Raw genomic sequence first — 24103 nt, forward strand, 5'->3', positions numbered from 1 at the left:
TTTCGTCAGACAAGATGGCTACGGAGTGAAATGGTCGGGCCTACCCAGAAGTGGGTAGAACGCCGATTCATCGCGTTTTGACGCTGATGCCGTGATCGAGCGCATAGCGGATGAGGCCAGCGGTCGTCGCAATGTTGAGCTTCTTCTTGACGTTCTTGCGGTGCGTCTCGGCCGTGGCGGGCGTAATGCCGAGGGCCTCGGCCATCTCCTTGTTGCTCCTTCCAGAAACAATGAGGCCGAGGATGTCGCGCTCGCGCGGTGTCAGGGAATCCGTGTCGTTTCCGCTCTTCCGCTCCATCAACACGTCAACAACACCGGACGAGAAATATGTTCCACCCTCAGCCACCGTCTCGATGGCCAAAACGATTTCGTCGGTCGAGACATCCTTGAGGACATAGCCGGCAGCGCCGCGCATCACAGAGGAAGAGATGTATTCCCGGCTGTCATGCATGGAGAGCATGACGACGCGCGCCTCGGGCAATTCGTTTCGAAAGAGTTCGATGGCGTCGATCCCATTTAGCTTCGGCATGTTGATATCCATCAGCACGACCTCGGGCCGCGTGTCGCGGCCGATGTCCAGGCCGGCCTGTGCCAGCCCTGCCGTTCCTACGACCTCTATATGATCGTAGGTTTCGAGCACGGCTTTCAGCCCATCGATCACCAGCGGGTGGTTGTCAATTAGCAGTACCTTGATTTTGGGACGCTCCGTCATGCGGCTTTGACCTGATCGCGGGGCTGAGCATTGGCCGATTTCGGCATCATCGCCGTCAGTGTCGTGCCAGCGGCCGTGCTGTCGATCAGAAGCAGGCCGCGGAAATGCGCCATTCGCTCCTGCATGTTGCGCAGACCTAGACCGTGCCCGCCGACGGCTGCCGTTCTGGCGTCGCCGAAGCCCGTGCCGTTGTCGGAGATGGTCATGCGCGCCCGCCCACCGTCGCTCCAAAGTTTTACCGCGAGGCGGCTCGCACCGGAATGCCGCTCGACATTGTTGAATGCCTCCTGAGCAACGCGATAGAGAGCCGTGCTGGCCTCGGGTTTTAGCCGATCGACGAAATCGGTCGCTTCGATTTCGGTCGTGATCCCGCTCCGCTCCTCGAAGTTATGGCACAAAGCCTCGAGCGCTGCGGTGAGACCCATGTCGTCGAGCACACGCGGGCGCAGATCGTGGGACAGCCGCCGGATCTCCTTGATCGCGCCATTCAGCGCCTCCACGCCGCGCTCGATAGTGCGCGCCGCATCGTTGACGTCGGTCCTGACTTTGCGGCCGGCAAGATCCATGGCGTAGCGGACGCCGAGTAGATTTTGCGAAATGCCGTCATGCAGTTCTCGGGCAAGCCGGGCGCGTTCCTCCTCCTGCGTGTCGATCACCCGCTGGGTCAGTGCCTTGAGCCTGCCGTCGGCCATGCGCCGCTCGTGAAAAGTAAGCAGCATGCAGGTCGTGAAGACGACGATAACAGCGGGAACGGCAATCAGCGCCACGATCACAAAGGTGCTTTTGATACTGGCGCGCATGCTCGCATTTGCCGCCGCCGTCTGCGCGTAAACGTCATCGAGATAGACGCCAGTTCCGACGACCCAGCGCCACTTGTCGAGCCCGACGACGAAGGACAGCTTGTCGGCCACCTGGCCGCTGGATGGCTTTTGCCACTTGTATTGGTGCAGGCCGCCGCCCGCCTTTGCAGTCGCGATCAGCTCGGCGATGACCTTGTCGCCGTTGGGATCAGTCAGATCGAGCCAATTGCGGCCATGCCGGAAGATTTGGCGCGGATGGACGATATTGTTGCCGTCATAGTCATAGACAAAGAAATATCCGTCTTTGCCGTAGTCGAGCGAAGTCAGGATCGCCGCTACCTTTTCCTTGGCCGCCTGATCGTCCGCGGCCGCATCTCCGTAGGTCGCCTGGATCGCCGAAAGGGCAAGATTGGTCAGGTTGAGGATTTCGGTTTCCTTGGCTTTCAGCATGTTCTGCTCGAATGTCGCGATATTGACTTGGGTAAGGTTCGCCGACTGCCAAGTGATGAAACTCGTGATCGCCAGGATCGCGACTACGAGCGGAATGATCGCAAGCGCAATGATCTGATGTCTTAGCGACAAGAGCGGTCCTCCCCAAGGTTTCCCGGCCAATTTCGTCCGCGTCTCTCCCCTTCACGGACCGCCGAAACATTTTTCACTAAAGCGGCAAGGGCAATGCGCGGTCAAGTGTGACGCCTGTCAAACGGGGTGACATGTCACTCCATGAACGGCCAAATGATGCAAGCAGAGACGCGAGCGGTGTCGGAATAGTGTTGCATTTCCGCAACGAATTTAGCTCCATTTCCTGCAATGTGAAATTGCATGCTTGCCGATTGACCGATCTCGTGTACCATACGCGCATCCGCAATCAAATCAGAGGAGGCGTGAAATGAAATCAATTGTCATGTTTAGACGCTTCTCTGGCGGAATGGCCGTGGTGGTGTCGATGCGCTGCGCTTCGAGCCCAAGCCGACATTGGCACCTGGCTGTCTAAGCCCTCGGATTCTCTGCCGTTTAGCATTTTCCCTGTTATCTTGACGTGACCGGCTACCGGAACGAACGTTCGTATTTTCGCGTCCGTTATCCCCGCGTCTTTTGACCTTCGAAAGGACCTGGTTGCGTCGTTGCGCCGGGAAAGACACTATGCGCGAAGCACAATCTTTGGTTGCTGATACCCTTTCGGCAACGGTTAATGAACTCTGCCTGAAATTCGGCGCTCGGAAGACCGCGTTTGCGTTGTTTCTCGCCGTCTGGCGCCGCTATCAAGAGGAGAACCAAACCTCTCATCTGTCCAATCGCATGCGCCAGGATATCGGCCTTCCGGACAGTGAGGATGTGTCCAAACTTCCGGTTTGGAATTTCAAGGCTTGGTGAGCGGCCGGAATGACAGGCAAGGAACAAGGGGGTGTCAGAGACGCTCTCGCTCCGACCCGTTCGGGCCGGTTTGGAACCGTCGCTATATTGGCATGGCGCGCTCGCGATTGGGGGCGCCATGTAGCTCTGCTGCAAAATTTTTGGAGGGATAAAATTAGATTTGGCCCGTTTTTCGCGGGGTGTGTACAGATAATGAATGCGTGAGAAAACGAGCCTTTGCCAAGGTGTTTTATCATCAAAATGGGCAGCCATAAAGCGTGAGTTTTGGATCAAAGATAGGCAACGACCGATCGCGACAGCCAAATACGCATCAGCGGGCTTCCTTGGCGGAAATTGCGCAAAATTGGCCATTTTGGAAGGGATCGCCCGGCCGATCGTTTTGGGCTGGCTTTGGCTCGAGAAGGTCGATCATTCAGATCCATATGATATGCGACAAGCGGGGTCTTCGCGACTGCTCGGCCAGAGCAGTCGCTTCAGCAAGAATTTCCGGGCAGAACTGACTGTCGAGAGATGGCTCGGCACTCGTTACAAAGTCCCTTTAGCCGAAACGGCGCATGTGCAGGACCAAGCTGATTTGCTCCCCTAATACATCCTGCCTTTCAGGTAAGCCGATGTCCCGCAGCTCGCGATTTGACAGCTGCAGGAGGGTTCTGCGGGTCTCATAATTCCGCCAGGCTGCCAGGAATAGAGCTGTCGCCGTTCTCCAAACACCAAATTTCCGGCATAGATCATCCATGGCCGGGTCAAGGGCGTCGGCAACCAATAATTGTGACTTGGTCATCGCTTATCCCGGTACCGCTCCGGCGGCCGGCTCCTTTCGAAAGTTGATGTGATTGATGACGGGACGAATGCGAATATGCAGACGGCCGCTCGATCAACCAGATACATTAGTTTTGTTGAGAATGCCCAAAAGGCAGCGAAAAAAGGCCTCTAGAGCTGCCAATTCCGTTGACGCAGCGGTCGCACGCAAACACGGATGCGAGGAGAAGCCGTCACAGACGCTCCGCGGAAGGAGCACAAAAACATGGTAGCAAATTGCATTTATGCCTCCCTCAATTTGATTTGCGGATGATGACAATCATACGCAAGAACGACACATTCGCAAGTATGCAATTACGCATTGTAGGCGGAAGACGAAGTTTGTGGCAACCGTGCTACAGCGTCGCAACCAACAGCTTGCTTGCTTTCCGTCAAAAGATTGAGTTAGCTCTGCCTAATTCTATTCGGCTTAGCCAAGGGTTAAGTCAGGATCCGCGCCGCCCGGCCATTCTTGCGCTCGGCGTTGTTGTAGTAGCTCGCGGCCTGCGTTATCGACTTATGCAGAGACTGCTGCATGGCCTCCGGCAGGGGAATGTCGCGGTTGGCCGCCTCGGTCAGGTAACCCGATCGCAGCCCATGCGCCGAAAACATTTCCCGATCCAGGCCCGCCTGTCCGCAGCGTGTTTTAAGGATCAGATTGACGGATTGCGGCGTCAACGCCCGCCGGTCGACATTGCCCCATTGGTCGATGCGCCGGAAGAGTGGTCCGCTCTCGATCCTGGCGACCTCAATCCAATGCTTCAGCGCCTCGACCGGCCGGCCGATCAAAAGAACATGGGCCGTGTCGTCGACGCTTGTCGTTTTGGTGCGGCCGAGGGTGATGGTGAGGCAGGGCAGCAGAGGGGAGGCGGCATTTTTCGGATCGGCATGCACCGGCTCCTCGTCGATGAGGTCCTCAACGCGCAGGGTCGCAATCTCGGAGCGTCGGCGGCCGCCGGAGGCAAACGCCGTCAACAACAAGGCTCGATCGCGAAGATCAACCAGGCGCTCGCCGGCACACGTAGCGAGCAGCTTTGCCAGCACATCGCCGGTCACCGCTATTTTGCTTTTGCGCTGTCGTGGCCGGCCACTCGCTTTGATCGCGAGCCGCAAGGCCGTCTTCAGCGATGGCGCCGAAAATTCTCCGGTCAGCCCGCGCCAGCGCGTCAGGATCGACCAGGAGGTCAGGCGACGCCGCACGGTATCGGGGGCATGCGGACCGTTCACGCGCAACAGCCCTTGGGCGCGCAACCCAGCCTCGACCTTAGCCGGCATGCCGTGGCTCGGATCCGCGGCGCGTTCGGCCGGATCCCACAGATGGTGGGCGACGAATTTTAGCAGGAGGCTTTCCGGCGCCGGCCAGGGCAGGGGAGAGCCGGTCGCGAGGGCGGCCCAGGCCTCGAGATAACCAAGATCGGAGGTGAGCGCCCTGATCGTGTTGTCGCCCATACCCTCTTTGGCCAGATGTTTTAATGTGGCAACGTCTTCGTCGGTGAGCAGTGCTGCCAGTTGGTCGCGCCGATCGAATCGAAGAATGGCATCGAGAGAATCGAGTTCCTCAGCACGCCTTTCGATCGAAGTTGGCGACGCGCCGCTCATTTCGACCGTCCGTTTTCGTCATAGAATTCATCGTGGTTCGAGGTCTGATCACCGTTCGTCGAGCGGCCTTCGGCTGCCAATGCCAAAAACGCATCCATCGTGCCTCGCCCGGCTTCGCCATCGCCGTAAGAACGGCGATAGGCTGCCCGGCTCGGCAGATGAAGACCTCGTCATGACGCAGGGCAAGATCCATCAGCTCTTCAAATCGTTCGGCTGCTTCCGGAATATTCGCAAAAATCTTCATCGCGATTGCCCTCACCAAACCCGCTCATGCAAAATCGCGTCGAACACCAAATCGGTCGACATGAGCGCGCAATGTTCCAGCCGCGTCTGAGCGGCGAGGATGCGGTCCCAAGGATCGCGATGGTCCCAGTCGAAGCTTGCCGCCAGTTCGGCGTGCAGATCGGAGATGGCGAGCGTCTGCAGGCCGCTGGCGGCAACGGCGGCGCGCAATTCCTGCGGCTTGAGGTCGAGCTTCTTCAGCCGCATCTTGTTGTCGAGTTCATAGAAGGACACGGCGCTGACGAGGACGGTGTTCATCTTGTCCTCGATCAGCGATCGCGCCTTTATGGAAAGGCGGTCGCTGCCGATCGTCCACCAATAGACGGCGTGGCTATCGAGCAGAACTTTCATGCCTTGGGCCCGCGATCGGCTCGGCTGCCCCGCCAGACACCGGTATCGTCGTTAAAGTCGCCGGCGTCGATGGCCGCCTGTTCAGCATCGACATCGTCGAACAGATCGTCGGTTAAGCCACGCTGGCGTAAGAGGCCGAACGGCCGCTTGCCGCCGTCGGCCGGACCGATTCGCGCGTAGACTTCATTGCCGCGCATGATGACGATTTCCTCACCCTGGTTGGCGCGTTCGAGCACCTCGGCGAAATGTTTGCGCGCTTCGCTGATCTTGTAGCTAGTCTGGGGCATTGTGCACTCCGATACTCTCTTGTGACGCCATGGTAGCACCGCAAACGCTTGCGTACAAGCCGCATGTACTCTTAACTATCGATACTTGATCCCTATCGGTAGTTAAATGAACCCATAGCACCGTCCCGAGTGACGGAAGCAATGGCGTACATAGCTTCTGCTATAGAAAAGAACAGCGTTAATTCATATGGTTAACGAAACGGAAGTCGGGAAATTTCGTCCGAGAATCGGGTACGTGGGGCAGATTTGGTGGCGGTGCCGGTTCATTGGGCAACGGTGGTGGCGCAGCCGAGCCGAAGCGGCCTCGGGTGTTCAAGCCCGAGCGAGAATGATCGCCGACAGGGGCGGAACCGGTTGGCCGACGTTGCCGATACCAAGCCGGTCACCGAGATAGTGGTAAAAGGACAGCCCAAGTTTCTGGCAGGTCTTCATAAGGCCGAGCATGACGTCGCGCGCAACACGGCCATCGCGGCTCATCGTGCCGCCGGAGATCTTTCGCTTCGTGACAAAACTCCGCAGATCATTTTCGGATGCATTGGTGTGCAGCGGAATCTCGGGATGCTCGAGCACCTTGAGTAGCTCGTTCTTCCTTCGACGCAGCCGCTCAAGCAGCTTATCGAGTGCCTCATAACCGGTGCGCAGGGCGAAGATCCGGTCGAACCGTCGTCGGAAGGCTGGAGCAGCATGCGGTGAGGGCCTCTGCTTCCAGGCCTTCAGCGCCTTGTAAAAGCGCCAGACGAGATCGCGAATAAGTGCGACGGATCGCTCCTCCTTGGCAGTGGCCGGCATAAGCTTTTGCAGAAGGCGTTCGGCGTGGACCCAACACAGCGCGTGATTGCCGACGCGGAACTGGCCGGCATCGTCGGACACGATTACCATGTTTCCCACCAGGCCATGATGGCGGATAGAACCCCAAAGCGCGGCTTCAGCAAGCGTGCCGATCTCCTGCCGATCGAAGATATCGACACCCTTGTCGGCCAGATGCGCCATGAACGGCACCTGGTTGCAGAAGCGTTGTGGTTCAAAAGTGCGAAGTCCAGCGGACACGACTGGCTCGCCACGGCGCTCTTTCAGATAGTCGAATGCGGCATCGTTGAGCACGTAGTCTTGGTAATTGCCGCGCAGCAGCGACAGGAAATTCAGGCGAGACTTCGATTTTGTGGTGCGAAAGACAGTAAAATTCGGGCCGCCGATGTGTGTGGCGTAACAGTTATTATGGGAATGCCGGGCGCCGGTGTCGTCAACCGTCACATAAGACGACGACACTAAACCGGCATGCAGCACCGCCGCGTCCTCGGCAACAAAGCCATCCAGCTGCTGGGTCAAAAGCCGGACGATCTGGCGTTTTGAGATGTCGAGACCAATGTCATTGAGCAATGTCGTCAGACGCGCGGTCGTTACCTGTCCTTGTGCATGCAACATCAGGCACAGCCGCCTGAGGTTGGTGCCATAGCCGCCGATGATCCCCGCCGGCAAGGGTGCCAGCACCGTCTTTCCATCCGGCGTCACCCAGCATTCGCGACGGTAATGCACGAGTTCGGCCTTGAGCACCAGGTCGCGAACATAGACGCTTTTGTACCCCTTGAAGCGTGAGCCGGCCGGGGCATTGATGCGCAGGATTTCCTGCCGGCTCACCCGTTTCACATCCAATTTTGCGCCGCGTGGCTTCTTCTTTGTCTGGGCTTTGTCATCGGATTTGGCATCCGTCGCCTTGTCCATACCGGAGGAGCGAAACGGCGGGCGCGGCGGCAGGTTCTTCAACCGGGCGATCTCGTCGCGCAGCAGCTGGTTGTCGAGTTTCAGGCGGGTGTTATCGAGCCGAAGGGCCGCATTTTCCTCGCGAAGCTGGATGGTCTCGGCCTCAAGCTTCTCAAGTCTGGCTTCTGCCTGCTGCGACCGCTCCAGCAGACCCGTCACCAAACTGCGCAACGCCTTTAGCGAAAGCGTGTCGGCATGCTCGGGGGAGGGGAGCCGTTTCGTCATGACAGAATCGAATCATGATTTGCCCCAGCAAGAGAATCCCCACGCTCGCGATCAACGCTCAAAGTGCGAGGTTATGCACACTTCTATGCTCGCTCACCGAAACGCTGCCACCGAATGTGCCCCACGTACGAGAATCGGTAACTGGGGCAAATTCGATGGCAGTGCCGAACTGGTAGGCGGCGGCGCCCCTGGTGCGCTTTCCACTTGGCAGTGGGCAGGGGACACTGAGCGGCAGATGCGCCAGAATTGTCAGACCCTCGGACGTTTCCAAAGTCCATTTACTCGGACCAGCAATTCGACGGAATTCGTTGTCACTCCGAGAGCAAACTACGCCGATAGATCAGTGCTCGTGCGGGGCTTCTCCAGCTGCCATTTAAGATTGCTTCGCACTGCTGGCCATTCTGAAGGGATAATGCTGTAGACGCATGTGTCGCGAAGGCTTCCATCACGCATGCGCATGTGCTGGCGCAAAACGCCGTCGAGTTTTGCTCCCAGGCGTTCGATGGCACGTCGGCTCTGGTGATTCATAGAATGCGTGCGGAACTCGACCGCCAGGCAGCCGAAGCTATCGAATGCATGCGATAGGAGTAACAGTTTTGCTTCCGTGTTTAACGGTGTTCTCTGAACGCGAGTGGCGTACCAGGTCCCGCCAATTTCAAGACGTGGACCTGCACGATCAATATTGAGATACGTTGTCATTCCGGCCAAACGCAGCGTACGTTTATCGAAGACCGAAAAAGGTATCATGACGCCGGACGCTTGGAGTGCGAGGCATCGATCTATATGCGCCGACATGTCCTCAGGTGCGGGGACACCGGTGTACCACAACTGCCAGAGATTGCCGTCTCTTGCGGCTTCTACAAGTTGGTCGTGGTGTTCATGTGCTAACGGAAGCAAATCGACGTTCTGGCCCGACAATATGGATGCTTCTATAGCTGTCACCTGACGTTCCTTGATTTCGCAAAATCGCAGTCTTCACGTTAACGCAATGTAACGTCAGGTCAACGACGCTAAACTGCCGATCACATCCGTCAGATATTTCGAAGGCTCAGGCTTTTGCCGTAATAAGACCTGCCAGAGGTGAAATCACATTGCCGCGGACACCAAGCCGATCGCCGAGATAGTGATAGAAAGACAGACCAAGCTTTTGGCACGTCTTCATCAGGCCGAGCATGGTGTCGCGAGCAATCCGGCCGTCTCTGCTCATGGTGCCACCGGAGATTTTTCGCTTAGTGACGAAGGTCCGCAGGTCGTTCTCCGATGCATTGGTGTTGAGTGGGATTTCCGGCCGCTCGAGCACGCGCAGTAGTTCCGCCTTGCGACGATGCAGACGCACCAGCAAGGCGTCGAGTGCGTCATAGCCGGTACGCAGCGTAAAAATCCTGTCGAACCGTCGTCGGAAGGCGGGGATCGCGGATGGCGAGGGTTACTGCTTCCAAGCCTTCAGCGCCTTGTAGAATCGCCAGACGAGATCGCGAACCAGTGTGACCGATCGAACCTCTTTCGCCTTTGCCGGCATCAACTTTTGCAGCAACCGCTCGCAATGGACCCAGCATAGGGCGTGATTGCCGATCCGGAACTGGCCGGCATCGTCGGATGCAAATTCCGAGGCAATCCGCCCCCTGATTCCGAAATGATGTCGCCCCCCAATTCCGAGAAATAGTCGCCCCCTTGTTCCGAGATGATGCCGCCCCCTTGGAGGCGTCTGGCAAGGGTGGGTCTGCAGGTGTGAAGTTTCTTCCTTCGACGTTGACGAGGAAGGAACGGGATGCCAGCGGAGAGATTGGAGATGCGGCGTGTCCGCGAGATACTGAGATATCGTTTTGAGCAAGGACTTGGGCACAAGTCGATTGCGGTGCGGGTTGGAACTGCGCCCTCGACGGTGCGCGAGACGCTACGGCGTGCGGCGGTAGCCGGGCTGTCGTGGCCTCTCGGCGACGACGTCAACGATACAGTCCTGGAGGCAACGCTTTACAAGGCGGCCGGGACGAAGATTGGGCACCGTCGCGCTCCTGAGCCGGAGTGGGCACAGGTCCATCGCGAGCTGAAGCGCAAGCATATGACGCTGCAGATCCTCTGGGACGAATACATCAGCCGTCATCCGGATGGTTATCGCTATAGTCGCTACTGCGACCTCTACCGGGGCTGGGCTCTGAAGCTGCCGGTGACGATGCGGCAGGATCATATGGCCGGCGACAAGCTGTTCGTCGATTATGCCGGCGACACGGTCACGGTGATTGTCGATCGGTTGTCCGGCAAGACCCGACAAGCCCATCTGTTCGTGGCGGTTCTGGGCGCGTCGAGCCTTTCATATGCACATGCCCGGTGGAGCGAGACGCTTCCCGACTGGATCGAATGCCATATCCAGGCGCTGGAGTTCTTCGGCGGTGCGCCAGCCTTGCTGGTTCCCGACAATGCCAAGGTGGCGATCATCAAGGCGTGCCACTTCGATCCCCAAGTCAATCGGACCTATTGTGCGATGGCAACCCACTATGGCAGCGCCGTCCTGCCGACGCGGCCACGCCGTCCTCGCGACAAGGCGAAAGTAGAGGCTGCGGTTCGTATCGTCGAGCGCTGGCTGCTGGGCCGCCTTCGCCACCGCACCTTCCACAGCCTGGCCGAGGTCAATGCGGCGATTGCCGACTTGCTATATGATTTGAACGACAGGCGTGTCCTGCGCCGGGTTGGCGTCACGCGCCGCCAATTGTTCGAAGAGCTCGACCGGCCCGCTTTAAGGCCATTGCCTGTGGAACGCTATGTCTTTGCGGAATGGCGTATCCGGCGTGCCGGGCTGGATTACCACGTCGAGATCGAGCGGCACTATTACTCCGTTCCCTATCGCTTCGCTCGCGAGCAGGTCGAGGCGCGCATCACCGCCAATACGATCGAGATCTTCCACAAAGGCGAGCGAATAGCCGCCCATCGCCGCTCCAGCGGCAATGGCAAACACACGACGATTCCCGATCACATGCCCTCAGCCCATCGCCGCTTTGCCGACTGGACGATCGAACGCATTCAACGCGAGGCCTCTTCCATCGGGCCGGAGGTGGCGTTGCTGTGCGAGAAGATCCTCGCCGACAGGCCGCACCCGGAGCAGGGCTTTCGAGCCTGCATGGGAATTATCCGCCTGAACAAAAGCTTTGGCCGCGACAGAGTGAACGCTGCTTGCAGCCGTGCACTGGAGATCGGGGCCCGGACCTACGGTTCGGTGCGCTCCATCCTCGACAATCATCTTGATCGAACGGCTTCCACCAATGGACCGGCTTCGCATGAACCGATCCATCACGAAAACATCCGCGGACCTCGCTATTACCACTAAGGAGAACGAAGAATGCTTGCGCATCCAACACTCGATAAACTCAATTCCATGGGCCTGGCCGGCATGGCAAAGGCCTTCGGGGAGCTCGTCACCAACGGCGAAGCCGAACATCTCTCGCACGCCGAGTGGCTAGGACTGCTGCTCGAACGGGAGTGGAGTTCCCGCTACGATCGTAAGCTTGCCGCACGCCTCAGGTTTGCCAAGCTTCGCCACCAGGCCACCCCGGAAGATGTCGACTATCGCAGCGAGCGCGGCCTTGATCGCGCGCTCTTCATGAAGCTGCTCGGCGGCGACTGGATCAACGCTCATGACAATCTGGCCATTTGCGGACCCTCGGGTGTCGGAAAAAGCTGGTTAGCCTGCGCTCTCGGCCACAAGGCTTGCCGAGACGATCGCTCCGTTCTCTATCAGCGTGTCCCAAGGCTATTTGCCCAGCTTGCGCTCGCTCGGGGCGATGGCAGGTATGCCCGGCTGCAGCGGACTTTGGGCCATGTTCAAGTCCTGATCCTAGATGACTGGGGCCTCGAACCGCTCAACGAACAAGCCCGGCACGACCTCCTCGAAATCCTCGAAGATCGCTACGGCCGCCGATCAACCATCATCACCAGCCAACTTCCCGTATCGGCATGGCATGGCGTCATAGGAGACCCGACTTACGCCGATGCCATACTGGATCGCCTCGTTCACAACGCTCATCGCATCGAATTGAGCGGCGATAGCCTACGCCGAAACCTGCCCCGAAAAGCTTGACACCCTGCCTAAATGAACTGACAACAATCATCGCCTGCAGACCCCACTAAAAAGGGGCGAGATCATCCCGGAATCAAGGGGCGCAATCATCTCGGAACAAAGGGGCGGCTTCATCGGAATCGGCACGTCGGAGACAATCACCATGTCGCCGACAAGGCCATGATAGCGGATGCAGCCCCAAAGTCCGGCTTCGGTCAGCAAACCAACCCCTTGCCTGTCGAAGATCTCGACACCCTTGCTGGCCAGATGCTCCAAAAATGGGACTTCATTGCAGAAGCGTTGCGGCTCGAATGTGCGCAACCGGGCCTTCCCCAAGATTGTCGATCTTGCCAAAGGGGATGATGCCCAATGAACGAAGTTCCGGATTACCGCGTCTATAAGCGCGTAGTGTTATTCCGTTGGAGGCAACGTCGCCAACCTTGGTTCTATCCACTGGCACAGTTGCTCGTTTAATGCCGGAGTAGTCCAGACCGCTTGCGTTCTCCCAGGAGCCAGGAGGCGATCTCTATCCATTAACAGCCCGTTGATAACATTGGTGTGATTTCGAAAGTCATCGACTTCAAGCGTGAACGGCATTGCGAATGCCTTTTTTGGCTCTGATGCAAATGTCACTATTTTCGTCCAAACGCGGATTTCCGGCGCGTGAAGTTTGCTTCTCCAATCCATCCCGCTCGCGCATTGAAATAACATCACCGGTATTCCAACGCGCCCGTCGGTAAACGGGCGAAAGCAAAGCATGTCAAGCCCGGCTTCCTTGGCCTTTGCGGCACTCCATCGCACGACGTCGCCGGTAACCTCGCCGAGCAAATCCGCGATCTCCCTGACGATCGCTGAAATCCTGTTTGGAGTTGCTGCTGACCAGCCAGTCTTATGCACACTCCAACCGCCAAAAGTGGCGGCTACCGACTCTGCAGTGAGATCTTCAAATAGCTGACCTTGAGCGGTGTAGTCGTTTCCGAATGCGCGCCACCAAGCTGGGTAGGCTTTGGGAAGCGACAGCAGCAGGCAAAACGCGTATGGCGCGAAGTCCCTCCAAGGACCTGTGGCAACCACGCGTGTTCCCGCTCGAACCCGGAGCGGGTAGATTCGGGCGCTCCTGCAGGAGGCGCTTCAATAACCCAGAAACGAAATCCCGCTCTCGCGACGAAGCCAGATGGTGGATCGCATCAAGATCCTGGTCTCCGGCGTCAAGCGCAGAATTCCAATATCGAAGAACCTGCTCTGAGCTTGAATCTGGATCGCGCGCAAGGCGCTTCACTCCCCAATCGGCAAGCGATGGCTGTCCTTCGCCGCTGAAGTAGCTTTGCCGAAGAGCAACGATTGCGATGACCGGCGGGCAGGCGCCAACGCGCGACCCCGCTTTGAGTAATCGCGTTGGCAAGTTGCAAAAGCTTGTCCTTGCCATTTTCCCCGGCGCGATATTCGTCAAGCGCGTCGAGATATGCTGTCGACGAGGAAGCAATCGGGATTCCGTTCATAGCTTCGCGGCAGGTCAGAAGCTCCCCATCTTCCTGACTCGCCTCATATTCGAGCGCTGTGGATTTTCCAATTCCTGGCTCGCCGAGCAAGACGAGATAGGGCATGCCACGTAATTCACTGAGGCGAAGTTCGGCGGCTTCGCCCTCAAGCACCACAGAAACGCGCCTGTCTAACGGTGTTTTGATCATGTATCTAGGGTAGTATTTGTTGCGGCTGTCGATCAATCGAGTCGGCTCTTTTCTCAACAACATTCGGGGGACCGTTTTGAAGCGCGATATGGACTTGGTGCGGGATCTACTTTTTGCAGATCGAGGAATCGACCAGGGCCTCGGCGGCGATGTCGAGATTGAAGCTGGGGGTCATGAGCCACAAGTTGTCGCCGAGCATCTCCGCTTGCTTATCGAGGCCAGACTAATTGAAGGTGATACCGTCCCCGATGATCAATACGCGTTCGACCATATCATGCCGATCCGGCTAACTTGGTCAGGGCATGACTTCCTTGAAAGTGTCAGGGATCCGGAAATCTGGAAAAAGACGAAGGAGGGCGCGCTATCCGCAAAAGGTTTTACGCTCGATCTTCTGCAGGACCTCGCCAAGGGCTTTCTGAAAAAACAGATTGAAGATCGGACTGGCATCGCACTCTAACACTATCTCGACCACAGCTGTAATACACACTTTTGACGTCGGAACGCATGGATATCACGCCCTCAAGCAAGATTGGACGATATGGACGCACTTGACGTTATCCTGCGACGATACGGTCTTCCCCCGCGGCTCGATCCCCGACCGGACGACGCATCGGGTTTCCTGGTGCCGTTTCACATCGAGGGTCGCGAGATCTGCAGGTCGGTCAAGAAGACCCATGAATGCTGCTTCACCTTCGTCGAGGGAGTGCAGATGCAGGCGGTCGCTATACAGGACGAGATGGACGTTATAGCGATCCACGCGGGGATGTTCTGGCTGCTTTGCAGGCTTGCCGCAACTGCGGCCGAAAGCGGTGTATTCCCGGCGTTTGAGGGATCGGTTGAAGCGCGATGGATGCCGACCGCTGAACGATCGGTTCAAACGCCACGCACGCTTCTCGGCGAAGGCGTACCATTTGACTGGAAGTTCGAAACAGCGTCATGGATTACTCATCCCGAGCGGCAGATGCTGTTTCTGGTGATCCTAAGCGTCCTATTTCGCTTCGTGACTTATCATGAGGCGGGCCATCTTTGGTATGATCATGGGCGACGCCGCAGCGGAGGGGACCGTGCCTCCATTTTCATTGACAGGACAGAGCCCAGCGAGGTCGCCTCTCCGGGTGCCATTGCCTCGCAGGCGAGGGAGATCATAGCCGACAGCTTTGCCCTCGAGAGGACGATCAAAGTCCTTGAAAGGGAATTGAGCCTCAAGGCTGAACTCGAAATGACTAAAATCCTCAGAGCGAAGCTGCTTGCCGACGAGAAAGCCATAACAGGTTTCGTTCTGACAATGGTGTTTCTCTATTTTCGTGTATCTGACCGATCCAATTGGCATGCCGTTTCGTTGGACACTCTCTCGCATCCGCCGGCACCATTTCGAGCAAAGGCTGTTGCGGCCGCTCTGCTCGAGCATCGGCATCTTTCTATATCAGAGGAAGCTGCCGGATCGGCGGTACGCAGTGCGGCTGCGGGCAGCGAAGCGATCCTGAGCGTGATGCTCGGAATTTACCCGAACCTCCGCTGGCTCGACGACGTCTCGACAAGTGAATTCGATAAGCATTTCAATAAAATCTACGATGAAATCCCGCAATGGTGTTAGGATCGATACCGGGTGAAGTCCGACTAGGTCTGCCGCGCAGTGGCAGACTTATCAAGGGCTTAGTCAAGTCGACTTAGGGCTCGGCGGTTCGATTCCTTTTAAGGCGACAGAGGTGGTATCCTATCTTGCGACCCATCCTCTCGACCGTTATACTGTTTTTGAAAAACAGTATAACACTGGAGTCGAGCTATGAAGTCCATCGACCTCATGTATCAGACGATGCTCGCCGAGCTCGGTCAGCGCTCGCTCGACGCCGCTTGGACGGCCGATTTCCCTCCGGAGGGTCGGTTCACCCCGGCGAACGTTAAGGGGCGCACGTACTGGTATTTCGACATCCCGGATGGACATGGTGGTACGAAACGTCGTTACGTCGGTTCCGCTGATGATCCGGTTATCGCGCAGCGCGTAGCTGATCATAAGCGGGACAAGGATGATCTACGCGCTCGCAGGCGCTTGGTAAATACCCTGACCCGCGAGGGCGGGATGATCGCCCCTGACGCCATGTCGGGCGATATCGTCGAGGCTCTTGCCGATGGGGGTCTCTTTCGGCTCCGGGGTGTTCTCATCGGCACGGTGGCCTTTCAGTGCTATTCAGGACTGCTGGGCGTCCGCCTTCCCATAGCTGCGATCCTGACCGGCGATGCGGACATTGCCCAGGACTATGCTATCAGTCGGGAGGTTGAAGATAGTCTGCCTCCGATCCTTGAACTGCTGCAGGGCGTCGACGCTAGTTTCCGGCCAGTTCCACACCGATCGGGCTCCGCGGCCTCGTCGGCGTTTCAAAATGCCGACGGCTACAGAGTTGAGTTCCTGACGTCGAACCGTGGTTCGGATGACTACATCGATCAGCCGGCGAAGATGCCCGCTCTTGGCGGCGCCAGCGCGGATCCACTGCGCTTTCTCGACTTCCTCATAAGGGACCCCGTCAGGACAATGTTGCTCCACCGAAGCGGTGTCCCAGTCGTCGTCCCTGATCCGTCCCGGTATGCGGTCCACAAGCTCATAGTCGCCAGCCGCCGAAACACCGACGGGCAGGGGCCGGCGAAGCGTGAGAAGGATATCCGACAAGCTGCGCTGCTCTTCGAAGCTCTGCAGCAGACAAGGCGATCTCCCGACTTGGCGCTCGTCTACAACGAAGCATGGAAGCGCGGGCCTACATGGCGAGAAGGTATTCGAACCGGGGCGGGAATGCTGCCGGCACAAGATGCCGAGCGGCTCAACACGGTCCTGACCGAGGGCGCAAAAAGAAACCGCGAAGAAATTGAACTTCCGTTTGGAGAATAGACCGTCTTCCAACTCCAAGGCTAAGCAGTTGATTTGATTCGAAGTGGCGAAGACAAATATAGTGCCGACAGTTCGAGTCCGCTCAAGAGAAAAAATGGTCTAACCTTTCAGTGCGGCGGAAATGAAAGAGATGAAGGCAAGGTCCGAAAACCAGACCAACCGGGCGCGGCAAGCTTTGCCGCTCCAATGCTCAGGGACGTGAAAGGACGGGATATACGTGTGCTGCCGTCATCTCCGAAGACGCCGCGCGGCACGCAGGCGATGCTCGCCAGATTCCGCCATCTATTTTTCGATCGATATCGCAGATGATGCAACCATGGACAAGACGGTCGACAACGCCGTCGATTTCCTCGTCAAGAATGGCGTGAATATCGATGCGAAGAGCAAGCATGAGTTTCCTGACACGACCCTAAATGGCATGAAGCTCGGCCATCTCGAGTGGGACGGCACCGATAAGGACGGCCCGGTGCATGTGCAACTCGCATTTGCGCAGCCGTCCGAACACAAGATGCTGGTCATCACCTATTGGGGCTCGACGGAAGACGAGGCCAAGCATGATGACGCGGTCAGTGGGATTATCTCGTCCCTGAAGCCGATCAACGACTGATCACGGATCGGAGCGCAGGCCTCGGCCGGCGCCCCGAGTACAATCCAACCGCTCCCCGACCTCGAAAGGGCAAGATGCGCACGACCCTTATCACCGTATTTCTCGCAGCAATCTCCAGCGCTGCCTGCTTTTCATCCGCAATGGCGGCAGACCATTACTCAGCAAGCAGCAACACTGCCATGAGCATTACCGGCGACATCGATATGGATGATGACGGGATCACCTTTGAGAACGGCAAGGGGCTTACCTTTTCGGATTTGATCGCAGACAATTTGGTAGTCGATGGCAAGCGCGTGCCGGGATCGGTTTATCGCGTCGCGCAGCCGCTTGATCCGGAATTGAAGAACGGCAACCGTCTCTGCGGCGCAGGCAAGGTCACCTATCTCGCCACGTGGAGCGACGGCGAGGGCTCCACGGCGATCGCGGTGTTCACCGGTTCGAGGCCACCGCGAAGCGACGACGAGAGCTGTGCCACCTACAGCAAACGAAGACCAGGAGTAAGATTTTCTCTCGCCCGAAAGGACTCGACTTCTTTGGCGACTTTGATGATCGTGCGTGACGAGAAGGCTCTAGCTCCCCATGTCTGGGACGCCGCCGTCGTCTGGTGCATTTCGAGGCAGCACTGGAGCCGCCCTCGTCTTTTTCGATGATCGAGTATGACGTGCCGCCGCCACCACCAGAAATCGTCTATGTCGAGCGGCCTGTCCTGTATTTTGATGATGCCGACTTTGGTTATGCGCCGCCGCCGAACGGATCATGGCTGCCACTCGCCGCTTGATTGACTTTCCCGCAAGCGGCCGCGTCAAAAGCCGCTTAAGTGGAGACTATACGGGAATCTCCTTCAGTTTTAACACGATGTAAGAACTACCCGCTGCCGCGTTGGCGGAAACGGGTAGTTTGATTTGGCTTACATGGCCTTCTTGACGAATTCCGTAGTGTAGGTCTTCGACAGGTCGATCGTTTTTCCCTGTATATTCTTGGAGAATTCGGAGAGCACCGCAAGAACGGTCTTCGGCCCATCTTCCGGCATCACTCCATCAGCCGTAAACATCGCCTTGCCGTTTTCAAGCGCCTTTACGTAGCCCTCCTTGTCACCGACATAAAAGTCTTTCGGCATCTTGTCGGCGATCTCGGCGGCGGAATGGGTGTTGATGAAGCGCAGCGTCTTGACGAAAGCATTTGCGAGCTTTTGCACTTCTTCCTTGTGAGCATCGACCCAGGCCATGTCCATATAGAGTGAGGCGGCCGGATAGGTGCCACCGAGGACGGCCTTGGTGCCGGCCATGCTGCGCATGTCGATCAGAACCTTAGCTTCGCCGGTCTTTACCATGCGTGAGATCGTAGGTTCGGTGGTCATACCGGCTTGAATAGCGTCCTGCTGCATAGCGGCGATAAAGGTCTGGCCGGCGCCGACCGGGACGGAAGTGAATTCACCAAGCTTCAAACCGCTCTTGACTGCCAGATATTGCGTCAGGAAATTGGTGGAGGAGCCAAGCCCTGTGACGCCAAGGCTCTTGCCTTTGAAATCGGCAGGCGACTTGATCTCAGGATGTTTGCTGGACACCAGTTCCACCTCGCCGGGTGCCTGGCTGAACTGCACGACGGATTCGACGAATTTGCCCTTGCCCTGCAGGTCGATGCAGTGGTCATAGAAACCAACGACACCCTGGACAGCGCCGGCAAGCATTTCGTTTTCCGCATCAACGCCGGCGGGTTCGTTGACGAGCTCGACATTAAGGCCTTCGTCCTTGAAGTAGCCGAGGCCTTCCGCAAGCTTGGCCGGCAGATAGATCTGCTTTTCATAACCGCCCACCATGATCGAAATTTTTTCAGCGGCGTGGGCGGCTGTGGTGCCGAGACAGCTGGCCGCCATCGCGAGCGACAGGGCCGTGGAATAAATGAAAACGCGTGATGAACGCATGAAAGTCTCCTCCTGGACGGATATCGCCCGCCGCGCTCCCCGCGGCGTCCTCTACGAAATCCACATGCGAACGTAGCGGACCGAAGCTTTCAGCAAGCTTTCAGTTCAATAGTACAACAATGCACAGGTTGCACGCCCGCTCGCCTCCGCCGGTGGATCTTACAAAAGCGCAAGACCGCAGCGAAGCGTGGGTAAGTTTGCTGCGGCAATCGTACGACCTTTTCCATCATCGCACGGTCATAGAAAATATCTGGCTGACGGGCACCTCGGATGAGGCGCGGATTGGCTGTGGGCCTCAATTATTGCTCACCTCGCCGCTGCGCTGGTCCCCCTGTTTTATTGGAAGACGGACGTCCTTCGGCGAAGGACGATCGGCCAGTCATTTTCAAGCTGCAACGACCGAGGTCATTGAATCAAATATTCTACCAAGCGTTTCAGCTTCTCGTCAGCAAGTTGCGCTACTTAAAGGCTCAGCGGGCTTCGTGGAGCAGATGTATGCGGTGGTTTTTCGGGGGCATGCGACGACAAATCATATGTGCGGCTGTGATTTTCGCAGTCATTGCGTGCGGGAGCTATGCCGGCTTTCTGGCGGCAACCAACAACTTTCATGTCGTCATCGCCGATCAAGTCTACCGCTCCGCCCAGCCGTCTGCCGCTGAGATCGTCGCCTATAAGGCCAAGTATGGGATAAGGACGATCGTCAACTTGCGAGGCGCCAACCCTCAAGACAGTTGGTACCAGAATGAGCGTGCCGCGGCGCAAGGTGAGGGGATCATCCACATCGATTTCGGAATGTCGGCCCGTCAGGTTCAGTCCCCCGAGAAGATGAGGCGCTTGATAAAAATCCTTGCTGCTGCTCCGAAACCACTTCTTATTCATTGTCAGAGTGGTGCCGACCGCACCGGCCTTGCATCTGCTCTCTATTTGGCTGCAATTGCAAAAACGGACGAAGCGTCGGCGCAAGCGCAGCTCTCCATTCGGTATGGGCATTTCTCCGTCCCGGTCCTCAGCCAAGCCTATCCAATGGACCAGAGTTTCGAAAACATCGAAGGCTTGTTTGGAGATAGTGATACAGCGTGGGAGTTGCCGTCCGAACAGCCCTCCAACACAAATAACCGAATGGTAGGAGGGTAAAGGCTGCTCCGGCGCGGCTGCGTGAAGATCAACGAAAAAGCCCCCATCCGCGTCAGAGACAGGGGCTATAGTTACCATGCAGTGCTTTGTTTCAATCGTCAGTCGCGGGTGCGACCGATCGTTAATTTAGAACATAATCATGTCGTCAAAGATATACGCCACTTTGGTTACCGACGGTACCAAATCGGTCCTCAAACCAACCTTGAGCGGGCGGTGCTGGATTATGGGCTACAGGTGCGACCTCACGAGATACGCGCTACGCTCTTGAAATGGGGCGGCAAAAATCTGCGGCCCACTTATCGCGGTGATCGGGGTGTCCGCTAAACCTAGCCAAGGTCGAGATATTCAACGGAGCCGCCGCTAGCAGGTTGCCGTTGCCGCCACCGCCATTTCCGCCGGAGATGGTGTAGGCGGCGGTTTTCCGGAACTCGTAATTTTATTACGCATTTGTCCATGTAGGAACAAATGAAGCGAGTGGGCGTTTGAGAAACGGCGAGTCTAATCCTTACTCGCCTGCCGCTACTCTCACGGCGCGGCAAGAGAGCTGCTTTGGCGTTTCCCCTTTAACTCGTCAACAGCAGGCTCTTAAACACGGCAGGGACCGCGCTCCCATGGTTCCCTGCCGCGTTTTACTCATTGGTTGAAGAAAAAGATTCGAGCTTCTTCTGCTGCCGCTAAAAACGCGCGGCGCGCTTCCTGTGTTGAAATCTTGCCCTCATGAGCATCAATCAGCGCCTGTTCTGCGACGAGGAATGAGTTCCCGTTTTGGCTTCCGGGCCATTCCTCCAGCATATATTCGGCTGCTTTTTCGGTGCTGTTGATGGTAACATATCGACCAACCAAGCGCGTTTCGATCGTCACCGGCACGGTCCACCATTGCAGCGTCATCTTCGTATCCTCCCGATACTAAAACTATGATCGCTGAACGGGGTTCCAGAGCGTGTGGTGCGCTTTTTTGCCAGCGACACTCAGCCCAGCAGGAAGGGCAAGGAGATGATATTCGCCCAAGCCGACCTTGAGACGGTCGATCGCCATATCGCAGAATGCGAAGAAAAGGTGCTGGAGCAGGAGCAGAAACTTACTTTGCTTCGCATGAATGGCTTGGAAACCGAATTGGCAGAAAACATTCTGACAGCCTTTTACGAGACGCTGCTCATACACCACGCCAATCGCGATATGATCGCTTCTCACCTGGAGGGGCAGTGTGGTCGGCGTCGCGGTTTTCCCGAGTTTGACTGTGATCTCTGAAATTGCGGGAACAAATGAAGTGAATGGATGTTTCATGATAGGCGAGCATGTCCCTATGCTCGCCAGCCGCCTCGCGATGCGGCATGAGAGCAGCGCCGATCAGTAGTTGGCTCTCAAGCACGGCAGGGACCGCGCCATGCGTTCCCTGCCGCGTCCTTGTTGGACATAATATCTGAGCTTCTTTTTTTACTGACTGCCGCCAGAATTGAAAATAGCATAGGCGGCGTTTCGCTTGAACGAGCCGTATTCTGATATTCTACCGCGTCAATTCCAATGCGGTTGGGAGCGCGAATTCACCGGCGTCTATGACGCTCTGGATTTTCTCGAAAACGAATGGCCATTGGGAGATGAACAGCGCCATGGGCGCGCTGTGAGAGCTTGTCCCGGTGCGCTCGACCGAGCAAGGCTTTTCCGTTGTCATTTGTTTAACGCATCTTTCAACGCATTGGCCGGCTGGAAGGTCAGCTTCTTTGCCTGTGCCTTGATCGTCGCGCCGGTCCCCAGATTGCGTGCTTCACAGTCACCTCCATATAGCCGTACGGGCGTTCTGTTTGGATACGCACAACGCTTGCGTATCCTTCTGGATACCGTGAAGCTGATTGCAGGAAGCGGCGACTTCTCGTCTTTACGACGTAAATTCAATAGATTGCTTGCGCAGGGTGATCATCTTTCCGATGTCGCCGCAGGCCGCGGAATACGAATCTCGTCATAACCTGCTTCAATAAGCCGTTGCGCGGTTGCAATTCCTCCCTGAGCCTGCTCCCGTCACCACTACTACGCGTCGTACCATTCGCAGACCGTTCCCGGAGATTGGGATCGACGGGTGCTGGGCGGTACGTTTGCGAGTGATGCGGTCGGTCGCGCAACAGGATTCGCAAGCCTATCGCACTGACGGCTGCGAAATCTCTTGTTGCCTCGCCTGTATTTTCGGGAAGACGGCTTGACCTTATTCCCCGTATACGAAGACGCCATCCTCTCGCGCAGCCGCGATCATCGCACTTCGTGCTGCTTCGGTGCTAATTCGCCCCTCAACCGCGTCAAGAAGCGCTTGCTTTGCGCCTTCATAGGCCCTTCCGGTTTTCTCCTTCGGCCACTCGTTCAAAAGAAATCCCGCGGCACGTTCGGTGCTATTGATCCTGACCGCTCGACCCAAATGTCTTGTTTCGAGCATCAGGGGGTGGTCCCACCATTGTCTGTCCATAGCGATATCCCTCCGCAATCCGAACAAAGCACTGGGAGCTATGTTCCCGGAGAGGCGGCATAAGGAAAATCAAAACAGGAAGTCGCGGTTTCTTGGTCCTGCAGAGCGGCCGCACTCGCCGGTTCCGCAGTTGCGAACATTGCCGTAGTTGAGCTGCGAAGGGTTCGCCTGTGAAGTAGATTCCCGACCTTGCGACAATTACAACGGCTGCGAACTCAAGAGCGCCCTCGGGTCTAAATCCTCCAAGATCGGCACCTCTTTGCCTTCGATTCCATCAGCGCCGAACAAGCAAAGAACCCGCCACCGTATGGTGGCGGGAAATCTGTCTGGGAGGATCGCGCCGAGAACCAAGGCAAAAAGGGCGACGTTCAGTCTAGTGTAAGTGGCTTAGGGTACTTGATCTGAAAACGATACTTCCGGCCTCCGGTTCCGCGGCAAATTCTTGAAATTTAATAGCTGCAAATTACATCATTTTCAGTCGGAAAATCCAAAAGAGGAGGCAGGAAAGGAATGATCCGCAGGTATCTCAGCAAGCGTGATTTCGCGCTTGATTCAATTGATTTGGACACCTGTCAACGCGCCTTTGATGCCATTCTGCTGAAAAGGAACATCGAGCGCGAAAGTGAAGAAGGCGAGCTAGTGGCAGCAATGATCATCGAACTTTTCAGGGAAGGAGTTCATGATGAGCAACAGCTTGTCGATCTCGTCGGCATCAACGATCGCCATCGCCCTGCTAGGGGGTCGCGCACCAAACGGCGGCCCGCCTAGGGTCGGTTGATTTGCAAATGGCGCAGTGGAGAGACGCTCTCAATTCTTTGGGCTGTTCGTGACGGCTTGCCGATTGCGATACAATATAACGCAACCCGAATGGCGCTGATTGTGGATGCTTGAATGACCGGGTTGCCAAGGGGAGAGCTCGGCTATGGTACGCATGCCGACAGCAGGTATCCAGACGTTCCCGAGCGCAATGCCGCCAAAAATTCTCACGCCGTTGTCCACCACTCCTATCGAGCCGTCAATTGTGAGCCGGGGCCAGGGCTTGGCGCCCGCCTTGTTTATTCCGACTCCACGGAGCGGTAGAAGGCTCTCTGTAAGCATTTGCGAACGTTGTCCTAATAGCACCTGCGAACAAGGAACCATGCTTCGATTGCTCAGTTAGGAATTGATCTAGCGATTCCTACGGGAGAGCCGA

Annotated in this window: 28 protein-coding genes and 2 pseudogenes; 14 read left to right on the forward strand and 16 right to left on the reverse strand. The window is 56.9% G+C overall.

Going from position 1 to position 24103, the window contains the following annotated elements; translation table 11 throughout:
- Positions 1–67 precede the first annotated feature (67 nt).
- Positions 68–712, reverse strand: coding sequence for a response regulator transcription factor (locus QA648_RS21135; protein ID WP_283053442.1), 645 nt, complete (start codon positions 710–712; stop codon positions 68–70).
- A complete protein-coding gene (locus tag QA648_RS21140) occupies positions 709–2094 on the reverse strand; it encodes a cache domain-containing protein (protein WP_283053444.1) in 1386 nt (461 codons plus the stop codon). The genes QA648_RS21135 and QA648_RS21140 overlap by 4 nt, the downstream gene beginning before the upstream one ends.
- Positions 2095–2655: 561 nt before the next feature.
- On the opposite strand from QA648_RS21140, the gene QA648_RS21145 reads away from it, so the two are divergent.
- Both QA648_RS21145 and QA648_RS21150 read left to right on the forward strand, forming a co-directional pair.
- Positions 2656–2886 (forward strand): DUF1127 domain-containing protein, encoded by a 231-nt coding sequence (locus tag QA648_RS21145; protein WP_283053446.1) that lies wholly within the window; start codon positions 2656–2658, stop codon positions 2884–2886.
- Positions 2887–3082: 196 nt separating this feature from the next.
- Complete coding sequence (locus tag QA648_RS21150) at positions 3083–3472, forward strand: hypothetical protein (protein WP_283053448.1); 390 nt, start codon at positions 3083–3085, stop codon at positions 3470–3472.
- Here QA648_RS21150 and QA648_RS37045 read toward each other — a convergent pair.
- From QA648_RS37045 to QA648_RS21185, 7 genes are all read right to left on the reverse strand, one after another.
- Positions 3425–3667, reverse strand: a complete 243-nt coding sequence (locus tag QA648_RS37045; RefSeq protein WP_349254314.1) for a DUF1127 domain-containing protein — start codon at positions 3665–3667, stop codon at positions 3425–3427. The genes QA648_RS21150 and QA648_RS37045 overlap by 48 nt on opposite strands.
- Before the next feature lie 458 nt (positions 3668–4125).
- Entirely contained in the window at positions 4126–5283 is a 1158-nt protein-coding gene (locus QA648_RS21155; protein WP_283053449.1) for a site-specific integrase, read from the reverse strand.
- Positions 5284–5538: 255 nt separating this feature from the next.
- Positions 5539–5916: a type II toxin-antitoxin system VapC family toxin gene (locus QA648_RS21165; protein ID WP_283053451.1), complete on the reverse strand. Its 378-nt coding sequence runs from the start codon at positions 5914–5916 to the stop codon at positions 5539–5541.
- Entirely contained in the window at positions 5913–6203 is a 291-nt protein-coding gene (locus tag QA648_RS21170; protein WP_283053453.1) for a type II toxin-antitoxin system prevent-host-death family antitoxin, read from the reverse strand. Before QA648_RS21170 ends, QA648_RS21165 begins: the two co-directional genes overlap by 4 nt.
- Before the next feature lie 312 nt (positions 6204–6515).
- A complete protein-coding gene (locus QA648_RS21175) occupies positions 6516–8186 on the reverse strand; it encodes a transposase (protein ID WP_283053001.1) in 1671 nt (556 codons plus the stop codon).
- A 327-nt stretch (positions 8187–8513) separates the two neighbouring features.
- A complete protein-coding gene (locus QA648_RS21180) occupies positions 8514–9128 on the reverse strand; it encodes a GNAT family protein (protein ID WP_283053455.1) in 615 nt (204 codons plus the stop codon).
- Positions 9129–9234: 106 nt separating this feature from the next.
- Positions 9235–9522: a transposase gene (locus QA648_RS21185; protein ID WP_283053457.1), complete on the reverse strand. Its 288-nt coding sequence runs from the start codon at positions 9520–9522 to the stop codon at positions 9235–9237.
- 453 nt (positions 9523–9975) lie between these two features.
- Here QA648_RS21185 and istA point away from each other — a divergent pair, with 453 nt between their 5' ends.
- Positions 9976–11505, forward strand: coding sequence for an IS21 family transposase (gene istA, locus QA648_RS21190; RefSeq protein WP_283047244.1), 1530 nt, complete (start codon positions 9976–9978; stop codon positions 11503–11505).
- Between the two features lie 12 nt (positions 11506–11517).
- Entirely contained in the window at positions 11518–12255 is a 738-nt protein-coding gene (istB, locus tag QA648_RS21195) for an IS21-like element helper ATPase IstB (RefSeq protein WP_104825865.1), read from the forward strand.
- A 27-nt stretch (positions 12256–12282) separates the two neighbouring features.
- Here istB and QA648_RS21200 read toward each other — a convergent pair whose 3' ends face one another.
- The 3 genes from QA648_RS21200 to QA648_RS21210 all read right to left on the reverse strand — a co-directional run bounded on the left by QA648_RS21200 (position 12283) and on the right by QA648_RS21210 (position 13958).
- Positions 12283–12555, reverse strand: a complete 273-nt coding sequence (locus QA648_RS21200; RefSeq protein WP_283053458.1) for a hypothetical protein — start codon at positions 12553–12555, stop codon at positions 12283–12285.
- A gap of 90 nt (positions 12556–12645) precedes the next feature.
- Positions 12646–13308 (reverse strand): hypothetical protein, encoded by a 663-nt coding sequence (locus tag QA648_RS21205; RefSeq protein ID WP_283053460.1) that lies wholly within the window; start codon positions 13306–13308, stop codon positions 12646–12648.
- A 134-nt stretch (positions 13309–13442) separates the two neighbouring features.
- On the reverse strand, positions 13443–13958 hold the full coding sequence (locus QA648_RS21210; protein WP_283053461.1) for a hypothetical protein: 516 nt from the start codon (positions 13956–13958) through the stop codon (positions 13443–13445).
- Between QA648_RS21210 and QA648_RS21215 the strand changes: the two genes are divergently transcribed.
- The 5 genes from QA648_RS21215 (at position 13942) to QA648_RS21235 (ending at position 18057) form a co-directional block, all read left to right on the forward strand.
- The gene (locus tag QA648_RS21215) at positions 13942–14379 is read left to right on the forward strand and encodes a DUF2513 domain-containing protein (RefSeq protein WP_283053463.1); all 438 of its coding nucleotides are present in this window, start codon (positions 13942–13944) and stop codon (positions 14377–14379) included. The genes QA648_RS21210 and QA648_RS21215 overlap by 17 nt on opposite strands.
- Before the next feature lie 252 nt (positions 14380–14631).
- Positions 14632–15516 (forward strand): hypothetical protein, encoded by an 885-nt coding sequence (locus tag QA648_RS21220; RefSeq protein ID WP_283053465.1) that lies wholly within the window; start codon positions 14632–14634, stop codon positions 15514–15516.
- Between the two features lie 189 nt (positions 15517–15705).
- Positions 15706–16800 (forward strand): GSU2403 family nucleotidyltransferase fold protein, encoded by a 1095-nt coding sequence (locus QA648_RS21225; RefSeq protein ID WP_283053467.1) that lies wholly within the window; start codon positions 15706–15708, stop codon positions 16798–16800.
- 316 nt (positions 16801–17116) lie between these two features.
- The gene (locus tag QA648_RS21230) at positions 17117–17407 is read left to right on the forward strand and encodes a hypothetical protein (RefSeq protein ID WP_283053468.1); all 291 of its coding nucleotides are present in this window, start codon (positions 17117–17119) and stop codon (positions 17405–17407) included.
- Between the two features lie 74 nt (positions 17408–17481).
- On the forward strand, positions 17482–18057 hold the full coding sequence (locus QA648_RS21235; protein WP_283054343.1) for a hypothetical protein: 576 nt from the start codon (positions 17482–17484) through the stop codon (positions 18055–18057).
- Positions 18058–18314: 257 nt separating this feature from the next.
- Here QA648_RS21235 and QA648_RS21240 read toward each other — a convergent pair whose 3' ends face one another.
- Positions 18315–19328: an ABC transporter substrate-binding protein gene (locus tag QA648_RS21240; RefSeq protein ID WP_283053469.1), complete on the reverse strand. Its 1014-nt coding sequence runs from the start codon at positions 19326–19328 to the stop codon at positions 18315–18317.
- 495 nt (positions 19329–19823) lie between these two features.
- Between QA648_RS21240 and QA648_RS21245 the strand changes: the two genes are divergently transcribed.
- Positions 19824–20462 (forward strand): dual specificity protein phosphatase family protein, encoded by a 639-nt coding sequence (locus QA648_RS21245; RefSeq protein WP_283053470.1) that lies wholly within the window; start codon positions 19824–19826, stop codon positions 20460–20462.
- Positions 20463–21095: 633 nt separating this feature from the next.
- On the opposite strand, the gene QA648_RS21250 is transcribed toward QA648_RS21245, so the two are convergent.
- On the reverse strand, positions 21096–21350 hold the full coding sequence (locus QA648_RS21250) for a DUF982 domain-containing protein (RefSeq protein WP_283053472.1): 255 nt from the start codon (positions 21348–21350) through the stop codon (positions 21096–21098).
- A 57-nt stretch (positions 21351–21407) separates the two neighbouring features.
- Between QA648_RS21250 and QA648_RS21255 the strand changes: the two genes are divergently transcribed.
- Positions 21408–21710, forward strand: coding sequence for a hypothetical protein (locus QA648_RS21255; protein ID WP_283053474.1), 303 nt, complete (start codon positions 21408–21410; stop codon positions 21708–21710).
- Between the two features lie 232 nt (positions 21711–21942).
- A pseudogene (locus QA648_RS21260) lies at positions 21943–22104 on the forward strand (DUF982 domain-containing protein); the annotation flags it as partial.
- A 23-nt stretch (positions 22105–22127) separates the two neighbouring features.
- Here QA648_RS21260 and QA648_RS21265 read toward each other — a convergent pair.
- Both QA648_RS21265 and QA648_RS21270 read right to left on the reverse strand, forming a co-directional pair.
- Positions 22128–22232: pseudogene (locus tag QA648_RS21265) on the reverse strand (HU family DNA-binding protein); the annotation flags it as partial.
- Positions 22233–22656: 424 nt separating this feature from the next.
- On the reverse strand, positions 22657–22911 hold the full coding sequence (locus QA648_RS21270) for a DUF982 domain-containing protein (protein ID WP_349254315.1): 255 nt from the start codon (positions 22909–22911) through the stop codon (positions 22657–22659).
- 510 nt (positions 22912–23421) lie between these two features.
- Here QA648_RS21270 and QA648_RS21275 point away from each other — a divergent pair.
- Positions 23422–23679, forward strand: a complete 258-nt coding sequence (locus QA648_RS21275) for a hypothetical protein (protein ID WP_283053475.1) — start codon at positions 23422–23424, stop codon at positions 23677–23679.
- A 123-nt stretch (positions 23680–23802) separates the two neighbouring features.
- Positions 23803–23991, forward strand: coding sequence for a hypothetical protein (locus tag QA648_RS21280; RefSeq protein WP_283053476.1), 189 nt, complete (start codon positions 23803–23805; stop codon positions 23989–23991).
- Positions 23992–24103: the final 112 nt, after the last annotated feature.

It is taken from the genome of Rhizobium sp. CB3171 (genome assembly GCF_029714265.1).
Lineage (GTDB): Bacteria > Pseudomonadota > Alphaproteobacteria > Rhizobiales > Rhizobiaceae > Rhizobium.

What these genes read in the sequence shown, in the direction of transcription:
- QA648_RS21250 (WP_283053472.1), bottom strand. Translation starts at nt 21,350, where the DNA reads ATGACGCTGCAATGGTGGACCGTGCCGGTGACGATCGAAACGCGCTTG.
- QA648_RS21175 (WP_283053001.1), bottom strand. Translation starts at nt 8,186, where the DNA reads ATGACGAAACGGCTCCCCTCCCCCGAGCATGCCGACACGCTTTCGCTA.
- QA648_RS21165 (WP_283053451.1), bottom strand. Translation starts at nt 5,916, where the DNA reads ATGAAAGTTCTGCTCGATAGCCACGCCGTCTATTGGTGGACGATCGGC.
- QA648_RS21230 (WP_283053468.1), top strand. Translation starts at nt 17,117, where the DNA reads ATGGACAAGACGGTCGACAACGCCGTCGATTTCCTCGTCAAGAATGGC.
- QA648_RS21280 (WP_283053476.1), top strand. Translation starts at nt 23,803, where the DNA reads ATGACCGGGTTGCCAAGGGGAGAGCTCGGCTATGGTACGCATGCCGAC.
- QA648_RS21275 (WP_283053475.1), top strand. Translation starts at nt 23,422, where the DNA reads ATGATCCGCAGGTATCTCAGCAAGCGTGATTTCGCGCTTGATTCAATT.
- istB (WP_104825865.1), top strand. Translation starts at nt 11,518, where the DNA reads ATGCTTGCGCATCCAACACTCGATAAACTCAATTCCATGGGCCTGGCC.
- QA648_RS37045 (WP_349254314.1), bottom strand. Translation starts at nt 3,667, where the DNA reads ATGACCAAGTCACAATTATTGGTTGCCGACGCCCTTGACCCGGCCATG.
- QA648_RS21240 (WP_283053469.1), bottom strand. Translation starts at nt 19,328, where the DNA reads ATGCGTTCATCACGCGTTTTCATTTATTCCACGGCCCTGTCGCTCGCG.
- QA648_RS21225 (WP_283053467.1), top strand. Translation starts at nt 15,706, where the DNA reads ATGAAGTCCATCGACCTCATGTATCAGACGATGCTCGCCGAGCTCGGT.
- QA648_RS21270 (WP_349254315.1), bottom strand. Translation starts at nt 22,911, where the DNA reads ATGGACAGACAATGGTGGGACCACCCCCTGATGCTCGAAACAAGACAT.
- QA648_RS21145 (WP_283053446.1), top strand. Translation starts at nt 2,656, where the DNA reads ATGCGCGAAGCACAATCTTTGGTTGCTGATACCCTTTCGGCAACGGTT.
- QA648_RS21220 (WP_283053465.1), top strand. Translation starts at nt 14,632, where the DNA reads ATGCAGGCGGTCGCTATACAGGACGAGATGGACGTTATAGCGATCCAC.
- QA648_RS21150 (WP_283053448.1), top strand. Translation starts at nt 3,083, where the DNA reads ATGCGTGAGAAAACGAGCCTTTGCCAAGGTGTTTTATCATCAAAATGG.
- QA648_RS21155 (WP_283053449.1), bottom strand. Translation starts at nt 5,283, where the DNA reads ATGAGCGGCGCGTCGCCAACTTCGATCGAAAGGCGTGCTGAGGAACTC.
- QA648_RS21135 (WP_283053442.1), bottom strand. Translation starts at nt 712, where the DNA reads ATGACGGAGCGTCCCAAAATCAAGGTACTGCTAATTGACAACCACCCG.
- istA (WP_283047244.1), top strand. Translation starts at nt 9,976, where the DNA reads ATGCGGCGTGTCCGCGAGATACTGAGATATCGTTTTGAGCAAGGACTT.
- QA648_RS21235 (WP_283054343.1), top strand. Translation starts at nt 17,482, where the DNA reads ATGCGCACGACCCTTATCACCGTATTTCTCGCAGCAATCTCCAGCGCT.
- QA648_RS21170 (WP_283053453.1), bottom strand. Translation starts at nt 6,203, where the DNA reads ATGCCCCAGACTAGCTACAAGATCAGCGAAGCGCGCAAACATTTCGCC.
- QA648_RS21245 (WP_283053470.1), top strand. Translation starts at nt 19,824, where the DNA reads ATGCGGTGGTTTTTCGGGGGCATGCGACGACAAATCATATGTGCGGCT.